12 protein-coding genes are annotated in these 13,496 nt (G+C 45.2%); 5 read left to right on the forward strand and 7 right to left on the reverse strand.

What is annotated here, in order from left to right; translation table 11 throughout:
* Positions 1–22: 22 nt before the first annotated feature.
* The 6 genes from AAA952_RS13505 to AAA952_RS13530 form a co-directional block, all read right to left on the reverse strand.
* The gene (locus tag AAA952_RS13505; RefSeq protein ID WP_338257722.1) at positions 23–673 is read right to left on the reverse strand and encodes a hypothetical protein; all 651 of its coding nucleotides are present in this window, start codon (positions 671–673) and stop codon (positions 23–25) included.
* A gap of 58 nt (positions 674–731) precedes the next feature.
* Complete coding sequence (locus AAA952_RS13510; RefSeq protein WP_131523600.1) at positions 732–1,241, reverse strand: RDD family protein; 510 nt, start codon at positions 1,239–1,241, stop codon at positions 732–734.
* 59 nt (positions 1,242–1,300) lie between these two features.
* The gene (locus AAA952_RS13515; protein WP_006082593.1) at positions 1,301–1,558 is read right to left on the reverse strand and encodes a DUF2960 domain-containing protein; all 258 of its coding nucleotides are present in this window, start codon (positions 1,556–1,558) and stop codon (positions 1,301–1,303) included.
* 29 nt (positions 1,559–1,587) lie between these two features.
* Entirely contained in the window at positions 1,588–1,938 is a 351-nt protein-coding gene (locus AAA952_RS13520; protein ID WP_006082592.1) for a DMT family protein, read from the reverse strand.
* Positions 1,935–2,432, reverse strand: coding sequence for a GNAT family N-acetyltransferase (locus tag AAA952_RS13525; RefSeq protein WP_338257899.1), 498 nt, complete (start codon positions 2,430–2,432; stop codon positions 1,935–1,937). Before AAA952_RS13525 ends, AAA952_RS13520 begins: the two co-directional genes overlap by 4 nt.
* A gap of 457 nt (positions 2,433–2,889) precedes the next feature.
* Positions 2,890–4,395, reverse strand: coding sequence for a carboxypeptidase M32 (locus AAA952_RS13530; RefSeq protein WP_338257732.1), 1,506 nt, complete (start codon positions 4,393–4,395; stop codon positions 2,890–2,892).
* A 439-nt stretch (positions 4,396–4,834) separates the two neighbouring features.
* Here AAA952_RS13530 and AAA952_RS13535 point away from each other — a divergent pair, with 439 nt between their 5' ends.
* Positions 4,835–5,470, forward strand: a complete 636-nt coding sequence (locus AAA952_RS13535) for a YqiJ family protein (protein WP_028761348.1) — start codon at positions 4,835–4,837, stop codon at positions 5,468–5,470.
* 36 nt (positions 5,471–5,506) lie between these two features.
* Positions 5,507–7,285: a flotillin family protein gene (locus tag AAA952_RS13540; protein WP_263195724.1), complete on the forward strand. Its 1,779-nt coding sequence runs from the start codon at positions 5,507–5,509 to the stop codon at positions 7,283–7,285.
* Positions 7,286–7,442: 157 nt separating this feature from the next.
* On the opposite strand, the gene AAA952_RS13545 is transcribed toward AAA952_RS13540, so the two are convergent.
* A complete protein-coding gene (locus AAA952_RS13545; protein WP_338257736.1) occupies positions 7,443–9,812 on the reverse strand; it encodes an OmcA/MtrC family decaheme c-type cytochrome in 2,370 nt (789 codons plus the stop codon).
* A 355-nt stretch (positions 9,813–10,167) separates the two neighbouring features.
* Here AAA952_RS13545 and AAA952_RS13550 point away from each other — a divergent pair, with 355 nt between their 5' ends.
* Genes AAA952_RS13550 through AAA952_RS13560 form a run of 3 tightly spaced genes read left to right on the forward strand, consistent with a single transcriptional unit; the run spans position 10,168 to position 13,492 of the window.
* On the forward strand, positions 10,168–10,812 hold the full coding sequence (locus AAA952_RS13550; RefSeq protein WP_105251824.1) for a 4Fe-4S dicluster domain-containing protein: 645 nt from the start codon (positions 10,168–10,170) through the stop codon (positions 10,810–10,812).
* Between the two features lie 16 nt (positions 10,813–10,828).
* Entirely contained in the window at positions 10,829–12,952 is a 2,124-nt protein-coding gene (locus AAA952_RS13555; protein WP_263178123.1) for an aldehyde ferredoxin oxidoreductase, read from the forward strand.
* An 18-nt stretch (positions 12,953–12,970) separates the two neighbouring features.
* The gene (locus AAA952_RS13560) at positions 12,971–13,492 is read left to right on the forward strand and encodes a hypothetical protein (protein WP_028761343.1); all 522 of its coding nucleotides are present in this window, start codon (positions 12,971–12,973) and stop codon (positions 13,490–13,492) included.
* The last annotated feature ends 4 nt before the right edge of the window (positions 13,493–13,496 follow it).

Below are 13,496 nucleotides of genomic sequence, written 5' to 3' on the forward strand. Positions count from 1 at the left end.
TTTTTTATTAAGTTTCATTCGTTCATTTTTTTCTTAATGCGAGTAATTCTTTCATCAGTTCAAATGAATAAATTTGAAAAGTTTCACGATTTTGTATCGTTGGTGATTGTATTATTTTTTGCATCAGAATATTTGTATTCTCAAAATAGGAAGTTCCTTCGCGCTCATTCTTTTGATATCTATATCCTTCTAAATTTTCAATATCTTCTGCAATTAAAAATGTTCTAGCCCATTGATATGATTTCTGAAATTGGTCATTAGCTTGTTCCCATGAGGCCCTGTAATCGTTTAAATTTAAAGCAATATCTCTATTTTTAGTAGAAAGTTTAGCTTCCTTTTCCAATCCACAAGAATTTATATGGGCATCAAGATAAATGTAAAAACTATCTATGTATTGTCTATAAGACTTTTCTAAATCCACTATAGCTTTATATCGTTCAGAGTGTTCAAACTGTGTTCTCCATGTATTCAAAGCTTTTCCGGCTATATATGCAGTGAACACAGTAGCAAATCCACCTAAAATAGTTACGAACTTAACAAGCCAGTCGAATAAATTTCCGATTAGTGATGAGTTTACATATTTTCCAAAAATCCAACCTAAACTTATTAACGCTATAGCTATAAAGAACATAGCCAGAATAATTAGTAAATCAGAGCTAGTTTTTTTATCCATATTGTTTATCAAAGCATATCCTTATTTAGCCCAGTTTTTTTAATCATACTTTTGACTACTAAGCGCCGTGCCAGTTACGCATTTGGTTGGCTTCTTTAGACAGTACGACCACCTCTGAGCGAGTCATCATATCCTGCAGTGCGCGCTTATCATCATTGATTAAAATCCATAAATTGCCAATGCCGAGCAGTGACCAAATGATGCGAGCGTAGGCAGTGATCAGGCTTAAGTTTTGGCCATTAGGATGCTGAATTTTAAGCCGCCAAGCGCGCATCCCTAAGGTTTGACCGCCCTTACTCCAGAATAATGCGTAGAAAGTGCCGACACACAAGGCAAGCCAGAGTTGATAAATTCCCTGATAAACTGGCGTGCCATTGAGTGCATCTGAGACATGTTCAAAGCCATTCATGCCAGCCAGTCCTGAAGCGGTGAGGCCGTAGAAAATCCCAAAGCCCATTGCGCCCGCAACCATATAGACGGCCACGGCTAACATCGAATCGTAAATTGCAGCGCCTAGGCGGCGGAAGAATCCTGCGCGGGGGAAGTTAGCATGTTCGGTATTGAGCATTACAGTGTCCTGTTATTGAAGTGCTTACAGCTAATACAAAAAACAATTAATACATTAGCCTAGGCTTCAGGTTCTTCATCTCTGACAAAGTGGATATTGCTAAAACCAAAGCGGGCAAACTCTACTTTCCTGAATTCTTTTTCAGCCTTAGCACCTTTACGAGATGTCATGGCGACTTGTTGTTCCATAGCCAAAAATTTGGTCAGATCTATGCCTTCGGCTTCGGCCACAGCTTCATATAAATCATGGTGTTTGTCGTAGCTAAAGGCGATAGTTTTAGTCTTACCTTTGAAGGTATAAGTGACTTGACGGGCCATGGGGGAGCTCTCCTGAAATAAGTCTGAAATTAATTAAATTCACTTCTAAAAATAAAATACACAGCACCTAAGATGCACAGTCCTGCCCACAGATAATCGAGCTTCAATGGTTCTTTCATATAGAAATAGGCAAAGGGGACAAACAAACTTAAGGTGATGACTTCTTGTAAAATTTTTAACTGGCCGACATTCATTACTGTGTAGCCGATACGGTTAGCAGGCACTTGCAGCAAGTATTCAAATAGGGCGATACCCCAGCTCACTAAGGCCGCAATAATCCAAGGTTTTGAGCCTAGCGTTTTCAAATGCCCGTACCAAGCAAAGGTCATAAAAATATTACTTAAGCAAAGTAAACCGATAGTGGTTAGGGTTGGATTCATTTTTCATCTCTATGATTAAATTTATAAATCATATACATAGCATCGTTAGTATAGCTGCCAAGGCATTTATCGATTGCTTTAGGTTTAAAACCCATTTTAAGCCAATAGCTGTCGGCACCTTGTACGGCTACGAGGGATAAGGAATTGAGATTATAGCGATCCGCCAATAGTGTTAGGCGGGTCAGCGCCTTAGCGCCAGCGCCTAAACCTTGGGCTTTGGCCGAAATCGCAATATCGTGTAGGTATAAGGTATCAGCCTTGGGTAAATGGGTGATGGGCTGATATAGCGCTGGCGGCATATTGGCGGTCCATGGGTGAGCCAAGCAATAACCGACAACCGACTTATCCACTTCGAACACAAAACAGGACTGAGGTGATACCTGCCATTTACTTTGCAGGACGTGCAGTGGCTCAGGATCCAGTTGTGAGTAACACTCGTCTTGGATCGCTAAAATGGCATCCCAATCCTCTGGGGTGATTGCACGCAGTAACATGGCTGACATTTATCCTGTTTCAAGAGTCCTGTTGAAGGAACTCCGTGGAAAGAGTCCTGATTCAAATAAGCTCGGCATTATAACCTCAAGCAGCGTTAAAATGCAGGCTCCAGCGGTAATATAAAGCGCTTTAAAACCCTTATAAATTGAGCTTTCAGCGCTTGTATACCCAAACAACCTGAAGATACAGGATTCAGCGGGAATTTAACGCACTTTAGGCAAGGCGGTTATTTGCAGACCTAGCGGGCTAAGTTAAAAGTAACCAACGCAGCATAAAGTGCGTTACCCCGTGGTTAACATCAGCCGCCGGGACGGAGCGCCTAGGGCACTTCACTTCCGTGTTGCATCAATTCAAAAGGTGGCCGACATTCTGTCATTGATGCGCCTTGAATTGATGCACCCTAGGCGCTCTGAAACTCGACTCTTCAGGTAGCTTGGGTATAAGTATTAGCAGCGGTTAAGTGCCCAGATATCGTTGGCGCAGGTGACGCTCAAGATATTGACCATTTAGGGTTTCGCCCGTTGCTTGGCGTATCAGTTCATCGGTTGTGAGCAAAGATCCCTTAGACCAAATGTGTTCACTCAACCATTGGAATACAGAGTTCAACTTGCCTGCATCGATCAGGGTTTCAATTGGTCCTAAGGCTTTTTCCATCGCAAAACGGCATTGGGCGGCATACATGGCGCCTAAGGTATAGCTGGGAAAATACCCTAGTTCACCAACGGCCCAATGGATATCCTGCATGCAACCGTCTTGGTAGTTGCCATCGGTATTAATCCCCAGCAGTTGTTGCATCTGCGTCGACCAAAAGTCAGGCAAATCATCTACGGTTAAGCTGCCGTCGATAAAGGCTTTTTCTGCCTCAAAGCGCAGTAAAATGTGGCAAGGATAGGTGACTTCATCGGCATCGACGCGGATAAGTTCGGGCGCTACGCGGGTGTAATGCTGTGCTAATTCTTGGGCGCTAAAATGACAATGAAGATGTTGCGCAATTTTAGGCTGCAATTGGCGTAAAAATGCCGGATTTGCCCCGAGTTGCATTTCGCAGAATAGACTCTGGCTCTCGTGGATACCCATAGAACGCGCCAGTCCTGCAGGTTGTCCACGCCACGCTTGAGGTAAACCCTGCTCATATCTGGCATGGCCTGTTTCATGGATTATGCCCATAATTGCACTACTGAAATCAGCCTCATTGTAGCGAGTCGTTATCCGTACATCGCTTGGCACGCCGCCACAGAATGGATGGCTGCTGATATCCAGCCTACCGTGGTTAAAGTCAAACCCCAGAAAATCCATTACGTCTCGGCCTAGGGCTTGCTGCGCGCTAACATCGAAGGGACCATTTAGCGTTAACTTAGGCTCGTTTGCCTGTTTAGCCAGCACTTCTTGGATAAGTGTCGGTAGCCAATTTTTCAGTCCGCCAAAGGTTTGCTCCAGCTTTGCCGAGGTCATTCCCGGCTCAAATTTATTGAGCAGGGCATCATAGGGGGAAATATTCTGGGCTTCGCCGCGGATCTGCGCTTCTTCCTTAGCAAGTGCAATTACGGCTTTAAGGTTTGGTTTAAAGCCTTGCCAGTCATTATTTTTACGTTGTTCACGCCACGCATTCTCACATTGATAGGCCATTTTAGTTTTGGCTTGCACGAGAGCGCCGGGCACTAAATTTGCCTGTTGATATTGGTACTGCATTTCCCGCAGGTTAGCTTGTTGTTCCGTTGTGAGAGATTCGTCCGTCGCGCTGTGTAAGTGTTCGGCTAAGACGGTTGAGGTTTTGAGTGTGTGGATATGTCGCGCCAGTTCAGCCATTGCATCGCCGCGATCGCTATTACCGCCCATAGGCATCATGGCTGCTTGATCCCAGTCACCTAGAGCGCTGAAATGTTCAAAGTGAGAAATTTTTTGAAAATGTGCTGTCAGTTTATCGTAACTTGGTGTTGGTACTTTGCTCTTGGGTGAGTCCATGGAATTTCCCTTCTGGCGCATCAAATTCTGCGCGAATAAATAACAATAACAGGATGATAATACAATGACGTCAACAGCATACTCAAACAACCTGAAGATGCAGGACTCAGTGGGCTGATATTAACGCTATAGTAACGCACTTGAGGCAAGGCCATTTATTGCTCCTGAAGAAATGGCATCCACGCCATATATGGCGATTACGGCTATTTGCAGCGCTAGCGGGGTAAGTTAAAAAGAGAGTTGTAGTGTTAAAGTGGTTTTCGATAGGGTACTCGTAGCGAAGATGGCCACGCGATTTTGGCGCAGCAGAGTGATAGTCAAAATCTATTTTAGGGACAATTTTTAGTTTGGAAATTGTGCTTGCCTTGCTATTCTGTTGTGGTTAAGTCGATAATTACAGTGAAATAAATGGAATGCTGTATTGTTCAAGGAGATGACTATGTGGGCGTTTTTAGTTGAACAGCCTAATTTACCTTACACCATAGCTTTTGCCTGCGTACTGGCCCTTGGTGTGTTTGAAGTCTTCGCATTATTCATAGGTTTAAGCATGTTAAGTGCGTTAGACCAATGGGTACCTGCTGATGTGGAATATGATGCTGATGTGGGCGCGGGTGGACTCACGGGCATTGCCGGTTGGCTGTGCCTAAATAGACTCCCATTACTTATTTGGTTTGTGCTTGCGCTGACCAGTTTTGCGATTGCGGGTTATATCGTCAATTTTATCAGTGTTAGTCTTGCCGGTTTTTTACTGCCGCAACTGTTCACTTTACCCATTGCTATTGTCGCCAGTGCATTTTCTTGCCGTTATTTTGGCCGAGTGCTTGCTGATCATTTGCCTAAAAATGAATCGAGTGCGATCTCGCTAGATGATCTTAGCGGCTATGTCGGCACTATCACCTTAGGTTGCGCAATTAAAGGCATGCCCTCTGAAGCTGTCGTTCGCGATAAACATCAACAAAAACATTACGTTTTAGTCGAGCCCGAAACTTCGGATATCGAGTTTGCCTCAGGCACTCAAGTCGTGCTGCTTAAGCGAGAAGGCCGAGTCTGGTCTGCTACGCGTTTTGATAATTAATCTTCCCAAGCCATAAATCAATTGAAAGGAAATCAAATGGATGTGTTAACAAACGTAGGTTCATCCGGTAGTTTTATTTTGCTCGTTGCGGGTATGGTGCTACTCGGCCTGATTGTGATCGGGTTAATTTTCGCCAAGCTATATAAACGTGCAACCAAAGAAATGGCCTTTGTGCGTACCGGCTTTGGTGGTGAGAAAATCATTAAAGATGGCGGCGCTATTGTGTTGCCTGTATTACATGAAACCATCTCGGTAAACATGAACACTCTGCGTATCGAAGTGGAGAAAACCCAGAAAGATGCGCTAATCACTAAGGACAGAATGCGTGTCGATGTGAAGGCCGATTTCTACTTGCGTGTAGCCCCACATTCCGATGGTATTTCAATGGCAGCGCAAACCTTAGGCACGCGTACAAACCGTGTTGAAGAGCTTAAAAAGCTGATGGAGTCCAAGTTTGTCGACGTGCTGCGTGCCGTGGCCGCCGAAATGACCATGACAGAAATGCATGAGCAGCGTGCCGATTTTGTGCAACGGGTGCAAAATAACGTCGCCAACGATCTTGAGAAAAACGGTCTCGAACTCGAATCGGTTTCATTAACGGGTTTCGATCAAACTGATTTGCAGTTTTTTAATGAAAACAACGCATTTGACGCCGAAGGTCGTGCGCGTCTGGCGAAGATTATCGAAGAGAAGCGCAAGGAAACCAACGATATTCAGCAGGAAAACCGCATTAAGATCGAGCAGCGTAACCTCGAAGCTGAAAAGGAATCCCTAGAGATTGAAAAGTCGGAAGAAGAAGCGCGCCTGATCCAGCAACAGTCGTTAGAATTTAAACGCGCCGATCAAAAAGCGGAGATCATTAAGCAGAAAGAAAACAAGGCTCGTGAAGAACGCGAAGCCGAGATTGCCAAAGAGCGCGCCATTGAAACCGCTGAAATCGAAAAGACCAAAGATATCGAAACCCGTGAGATTGAAAAGTATAAGTCGATTGAGCAATCGCGCATTCAACAGCAAAGGGATATCGAAGTTTCTGAGCAGGAAAAACGCATTGCGGTTGCGGCCAAATCTGAAGAAGAATCAGCAGCTCGTGCCCGTGCAGCTGAAGCCGAAAAACTGAAAGTTGAAAAAGAAGAAGCGGTAATCACAGCGCGCCAAGTGGCAGAAGCTAATCGTCGCAAAGAGATTGAAGTGATTGATGCCCGTAAGGAAGCTGAGCGTGATGCAGTCGGCGTAACAGTGCAGGCCGAAGCTGAGAAACGTGCCGCTGAAGACAGATCGAGTGCGATTCTGATTGAAGCGCGCGCCAGTGCCGATGCGAAAAAACTGCAGGCTGAAGCGGATGAAAAAGTCTATGCCGTTGAAGCTGCAGGTAAACAAGCGCTTTACGAAGCCGAAAACGTCTTGAGTGATGAGCAAATTGCCCTGCAAAAATCCCTCGCCATTTTGAAGGCCTTGCCTGAAATTGTGGCCCAAGCCGTTAAGCCGTTAGAAAACATCGAAGGTATTAAGATTCTTCAAGGTTATGGTGCAGGTCATCAATTTGCTGTGGGTGGCGAAGGTGCTCACCATCAAGGTGGCATCGCAGAGCAAGTGACCAGTGCAGCGTTAAACTATCGCGCCAATGCGCCTGTTATCGATGCCATGCTCAGGGAGTTAGGGTTAGTGAATGGCGACTCTGGAACCTTGAATGATTTATTGAACGGTAATAACACCTTAACCGCCGAAGCCTTAAGTGGTGTTACCTTGTCGAACTCTAGACCTAAGGACTATAGCCAAACGCAGGTAGTAGAGAGCCAAAGTGTGCTCAAGCCTTAATCTCAACGACATTAAACTAAGTCAAATCAAGTAAAGCGCTCGCCGTTGCTCTTTTGAGCCTTGTGCGGACAAAAGATTGATAAATAGGACGAATGAAATAAAACCGCTCACCATTATGGTGAGCGGTTTTTTTTGGCATTAAATCAAATCTAACGGCTTATTTGTGTACCTTGTCGACCCCCGATGAGCGACCTTCGGCATGACAGGTTGCGCATGACTCCTGTCCTGATTGGTAAATTCGACCACCGCTGGCATCACTTTGGTAAACCCCGCCAAAGCTGCGTGCATGGACGACTAAACTATCGATAAGCGTGTGACAAGCAGTGCAGGTTGCTAAGGTTGGTGAGTACTCAGCAATTTGCCCTATGTTGGCTGCATCGGGTGTGGCAACTAACAGGGATTGCTGTGCACTTAGCCCCTCGAGACTGAGCTGTCCTGTGCTATGACAAACACTGCAGTTATTCTTTGCATTAGGGTAAGTGAGTTCGGGACGTGGGTTATCAAAACCCACTACAGTGCGGGTTCCCGCATGCAGTGAATGCACCATTTCCCTGTAGCTCAAAGTATTGTTGATGGTGCGATAGGGCTTGATTTGGCTGGCCCCAGGAGTATGCATCACATTGGCATTGAGATACATAATTGCATCATTACTATGGCAACTTTGACATTGCCCATCGGTCAGTGCGGTTGCCGTTTGCGGTGCATGACAGGTGCCACAGCTGCTATTGGGTTCAAAAATTCCTTTCATTTGATGCGCCGACAGAACTCTATCTTCTAATCCTTGATCATGACATTGGCGACAGGCCTGTTCATCGACCTTAGCTTTTGCCGTAACAGCTTGACCTTGCAGGCTTAGCGAATTAATGGCACTGAGACTCACCTCTTGATTTGCGATATTACAGTTAACGGCAAAGCCGGTATTTTTATCGGCACAGAGCACCAGTTTACTGTAGAGTTTTGACTGACTCAGATCGCCAAAATCGGCAGCCGACAGGTTAGATATAGTGACGGTTAGCTGATTGGGCGCGGTAATTTTTAAGGCCACGTCGCTGGTGTTTGCTAATAAATCCCACACTTTACGCTGGCCGTTATTGATTGGCATATTCGCGCTATTTGTTTCACCTGTGGCAATCAACCAGAAGGATTTTATCATAGGTTGACTGGCGGGCAGTTGCTCCATTTGCTGCACTTGCAATGTCACCGCAAGGGTCTTAGCTTCAACGCTTAGCTGCGAACTCAGTAACTTAAGTTGGTAATCGCTCACCAGCTTAGTGGCTGTTTTCACGGCGGCATTGTGGAAAAGCCCGACACCTTCAGGATTAGTGCTATCAGGGTGGCAGCCGCTACAGCCCAGTGCCCATGGGTTGGCAAAAATTTCCCTGTTGTGGAATAACCCCGCTACAGTGCCATTCCAATCTGCGGGAATTTGCGCTTTGTGACAGTCAAGACACGCGGTTTTACTGGGGATATTACTATTGCCACTTTGCGCCGTTGCGCCGGGAATATGGCATTGCTGACATTGGGTCATATCACCGGGAAAGGTCACATTGGCGTAGTCATATAGCTGCCCCTTGTAACCGACAATTTGATATTTGGCTTGGTGGATCTGGTGTGTCAATGTCGCCATATCAATGCTATTACCCGTTTCAGGATCGCCAGAGTAAGTCGTGTGACAGACAACGCAGCCCTCAAAGGCAAAACGTTTATTGCCGTGCATCAAAAGGCGAGTATCGGTATTGGCTAAGTCTGGGTTATGGCATCGAAAACAGGCTTGTTCCGGCGCGATCACTTTACGGCCCATATCCGCCGCGACTGTCTGTCCTGTGGCGGGAACAAAATCGTACACGCTGTTGATCAACTGAGTGTCAATTGGGCTATTTGCTAACGGTTTTAACTCTAGGTAAATCCTGTGGGTGAGCTCAGGCGAGTACTGGGTATCTATCCCCGTAAATTGGGAGTAACCCGTGAGTGGTTTACTCAAAGTGTAACGGTATTGGCCCGCGCCTAAGGAGGTTAGACACGCCGTTTTACAGTTGCTTTCAATGCCTGCTTGCCACTGAGTCTGTGCATTCGCTTGGGCATTTGTGGCAGGTTCTACTTGATTATTGATGTAACTGGTCCATTGCAACGCAGCATCTGTCGCGCTTGCTGCAGAGTTAATGACTTCTGTGCCAGTTGTTGCCATAGCATTAGCCGCGGCTTGGGTGATTTGATAGTGCTTCTGCGGCGGTGCTAATTTGGCAATACCGACACCTAAGGTATCTAGCTCCTTCAGGTTTTCTAGTCCTGTGACCGCAATACCATTGGCATTGCTGAGGAAGAAATCGACCTGCACATGGTTTTGTGCATCGATAACCACATTTTCTATTGTCGCTTTGAGTCTATCCGCTTGTTCAATGCTGATACTCACAATCCCTGGTGGACCTTCTTTCCCATCGTCACCATCGGAACAGGCTGTCATCAGACAGACTGCGACTGCCATTGGCGTAAAGATTTTCCATTGAGAACGGGTATTCGTTTTCATCATTTTCCATTCCTTTTTAATTAGATTCTGTCGGGACTCTAATCGGAATGTATGCGGTATAGATATTAACTTAGTTATGAGTCGAGTTGCACTTAATTAACCAAATTTAAAATTTATTTGTTAATTATATTAAGGTAATTTGAAGTGAGGCATTATTTAAATTTGCTAGATGTTTAATTGTTAATTCTTGAAAACGTTACTCTGATGCATGTCGTGTAACTTGATCTAATAATGCCCCAATATGGGTAATTGTGACGCAGGTTAAAAATCAAAGACATAATTACTTTAGCATAAATTGTCGGGAATCAAAGTGTATGCATATTTTAATTATATTGCTTTGACTAATAAAGGATCAAATATGATTACCAGAAGAGGAATGCTTAAAGGCGGTATGGGCGTTGCTGTCGGTACAGTTTATAGCGGAACATTAATAAGTTTTCTGACCGGTTGTGGCAGTGACAGTAATAGCCAAGAGATAGTAGAAGTCATGCCTGGTGGACTCATGGTGGTGAACCCTACGGTTTGTGTTAGCTGCAGACGCTGTGAAATTGCCTGTGGTTGGAACCATGAAGGGGATAGCAGTCCGACACTTGCCCGCGTCAAAGTAGAAAGAAATATGAACTATGGCCCACATGGTGTGCAATTTGACTATGAAATACAACGAGGAGAATGCGGCGATAAAACCGTTGTTCCTTCCACTTGTCGCCACTGCGAAGTCTGTACTGAAGTTTGTCCACAGCAAGCTATTTCAACGAATGAACAGACTGGCGCCAAAGTGATTGATGAAGAACGTTGTGTCGGATGTGGTTATTGTGCAGATAAGTGTCCTCAGCAAGTCATTAAAGTTGTTCGCAGTAAAATGAAAGCCGTCAAATGTGATTTATGTAACGGTAAACCTGCCTGCGCGCAAGTTTGTCCTACAGGTGCAATTAAATTTTATAACTGGGAAGAGGCTGAAGCTGCATTAGAACAATACGAAAAATATACCGGCTTAGTTTCTTAAATTCAGGAGAAATAATATGAGTGATAAAATAGGTGGTTGGGCGGGTAAGGTCCTCAGAGTTAATTTAACAACTAATCATATATGGTATGAGCCAATCAATAAATATTATGACTATATCGGTGGTATGGGGATTGGTTATAAAATATTGTGGGATGATCATAAGGATAATATTACAGCAATCGACCCAGATAATATTATTGTCTTTTCTGCCGGACCATTAACGGGTTCAGGCGTTATTTGTACTGGACGAACAACCATTACTTCCCGTAGTCCCGTCATTGAAAAACATCTGATTGCCGATGGTCACTTTGGTGGGCATTTTTCACCCGCAATGAAATTTGCGGGTTTCGATGCTATTGCGATAGAAGGCAAAGCGAGCAGCCCTGTGTGGCTTAAAATTGTGGATGATAAGGTCACGATTGAACCTGCTGACGCCCTATGGGGCAAAGGTATATTTGATACCCACGCTATGATCGCGCAAATGATGGGACCCAATGCACAAGTCGCTGCGATTGGCCAAGCGGGTGAAAACCAAGTGCCTCTTTCTGTCATTATGACTCAGGGCGGGCACTCAGCAGGCGGTCATGGCTCGGTAATGGGGTCAAAAAATTGTAAAGGGATCGGCATTATCGGCACTGGCGCCGTTAAAATCGCCGCCAATAATGAAAAGATGCGTGCCTTAGATGACCATATTTTAGGTATTATCGGTGCCAACAATAATGGTGTCGTTCCTTCAACGCCGCAATCTTGGGCTGAGTACTCAGCACCCATCAGCCGCTGGAAATCTCGGCCCGGTTTGAAGTGGGGCGCTGCCGATCAAGAAATTGATTTAGGCGAAGTGCCATGGAATGAACGCAATCGTATTGGGTTTCGAACTTCAATGGCAGAAAGCTACATAGGTGTGGAATATGCCAATAAGTGGATGAAGCGTACGGGAGGCTGTCATTCATGCCCAATACGTTGCTTCTGCGAGCTAAAAGTCCCTGAATTGAAAAGCAAATACGGTCGTAAAACCGAACATATATCTAACGTCTGTATGGGATTCCTCGTACCACAGTATTTAATGGGCACCAAAAATGGTACAGAAGCACATGCGATGGCGGGCGCTTTAGGGGCTCATATTCTCGATGACTATGGTATTTGGTGTAACTATGGCTCCATTTCTCATCTATTTAAATTCCTAAAAACAAAGGATATGTTTAAGCATTTATTACCTGAAGATGAATTTAATAGTATTCCTTGGGCGCTCTGGGATAACCAAGATCCCGCTTTCTTACTTGATTTTTATCGCCGAGTGGCGTTTAAAGAAGGTGAAATTTCCCATATGGCCGACGGCTTATATGATTTGATCAAGCGCTGGGGTTTAGATGGAACCAATCCCAAGTTAGGTAATTGGGATATTCACAAAGAAAGTGCCACTAAGGTATTCAACAAGAAAACTAATGCTGCCGTGCACCATGCTAGTGAAACCGCGGGTCAGGTGGGTACGTTAATCAACGTCGTCTTTAACCGTGATGCTCAGTGCCATTCCCACATCAACATAGTTAACAGTGGTTTGCCACACGATATGACAGTGGCGATTGCCGAGAAAAAATGGGGTGAAGGTGCATTCGATAAGGTGAATTGGTATACCCCAATCAATGTGGCTAAGATCCGTTTTGCAAAATGGTCGCTGGTGAAAAACGTATTACATGACTCTCTGACACTGTGTAATTGGATGTTCCCACTGCTGGCATCACCGGATAAAAATCGCAACTATGAAGGCGATAGCACCATTGAATCGCAGATGTTCAGTTTAGTGACTGGGATTGAAACCACAGAAACGGAATTGGACTTTAAGGCGGAAAGAGTGCTGCATTTACACCGTGCCTTAACCGTATTGCAAATGAATGAAAGCAATATGCGCGAAGAGCATGATGTGCTCAGTGACTGGGTTTATGATTTGAATCCAGATAAAAACTTCGGTCAAGAGGGCACCATCAAGATGGACCGCGCTGACATGCAAACGGCGCTGGACATGTTCTATGAAGCCTTTGGTTGGGATATTCAAACCGGTGCGCCAACTCGGGCCACTCTCGACAAGTTTAGCCTAGGTTTTGTTGCCGATAGATTGGCGGCGCGAGGCCTGTTACCCAGTTGAACTCTATAGTTGGACACTATGATTGAACTTGTCGGTTATATCAGGGTATTTAGCCAACACGGACGCTTAGTCACGGCGGAGCAAATCGCCGCCGTGGCAGGGCTCGAGTGGGATAGTGAGCAAACGGTTAACAGTTATATTCGCCTGATCCTCAATGAGGCTTACAAGGATGTGCAGATGCGTTTGTCGGATAAGCGGTATTTCTTCTATTCCGACAGAAGCATAGTTGAACGTTACGCTGAGCAATGGTTAGCATTGGAGCGGGGTGAAGCGTTTGAGGCGATTATTGCCCAGATCCGTCGCAATAGTTGCCGCCATACTGAGGTCTATCTGGAGAGTGTACTGACGTTTGCCCCCTATCTTTATGATGAGCCTACATTAGCCAATGTGCGTGAGCAATTACCACAACAGCTTGGGGCCGAGGATATCCATTATGCAGTGGACAATCAGGGGAAAGGTTATTACTACTCGACTCTGGGATTGAGTCACAGCTATGCGGCCGTCCTCGCTAATTATGATCCTTGTGAATGGTCAAACTGAGATT

The sequence above is a fragment of the Shewanella sp. M-Br genome (assembly GCF_036245925.1).
Taxonomy (GTDB): domain Bacteria; phylum Pseudomonadota; class Gammaproteobacteria; order Enterobacterales; family Shewanellaceae; genus Shewanella; species Shewanella oncorhynchi.

Bases quoted from the DNA above. Each gene is read 5' to 3' on its own strand.
- AAA952_RS13525 (WP_338257899.1), bottom strand. From the start codon at position 2,432: ATGTTACTGCGTGCAATCACCCCAGAGGATTGGGATGCCATTTTAGCG.
- AAA952_RS13560 (WP_028761343.1), top strand. From the start codon at position 12,971: ATGATTGAACTTGTCGGTTATATCAGGGTATTTAGCCAACACGGACGC.
- AAA952_RS13510 (WP_131523600.1), bottom strand. From the start codon at position 1,241: ATGCTCAATACCGAACATGCTAACTTCCCCCGCGCAGGATTCTTCCGC.
- AAA952_RS13515 (WP_006082593.1), bottom strand. From the start codon at position 1,558: ATGGCCCGTCAAGTCACTTATACCTTCAAAGGTAAGACTAAAACTATC.
- AAA952_RS13540 (WP_263195724.1), top strand. From the start codon at position 5,507: ATGGATGTGTTAACAAACGTAGGTTCATCCGGTAGTTTTATTTTGCTC.
- AAA952_RS13550 (WP_105251824.1), top strand. From the start codon at position 10,168: ATGATTACCAGAAGAGGAATGCTTAAAGGCGGTATGGGCGTTGCTGTC.
- AAA952_RS13505 (WP_338257722.1), bottom strand. From the start codon at position 673: ATGGATAAAAAAACTAGCTCTGATTTACTAATTATTCTGGCTATGTTC.
- AAA952_RS13535 (WP_028761348.1), top strand. From the start codon at position 4,835: ATGTGGGCGTTTTTAGTTGAACAGCCTAATTTACCTTACACCATAGCT.
- AAA952_RS13520 (WP_006082592.1), bottom strand. From the start codon at position 1,938: ATGAATCCAACCCTAACCACTATCGGTTTACTTTGCTTAAGTAATATT.
- AAA952_RS13555 (WP_263178123.1), top strand. From the start codon at position 10,829: ATGAGTGATAAAATAGGTGGTTGGGCGGGTAAGGTCCTCAGAGTTAAT.
- AAA952_RS13530 (WP_338257732.1), bottom strand. From the start codon at position 4,395: ATGGACTCACCCAAGAGCAAAGTACCAACACCAAGTTACGATAAACTG.
- AAA952_RS13545 (WP_338257736.1), bottom strand. From the start codon at position 9,812: ATGATGAAAACGAATACCCGTTCTCAATGGAAAATCTTTACGCCAATG.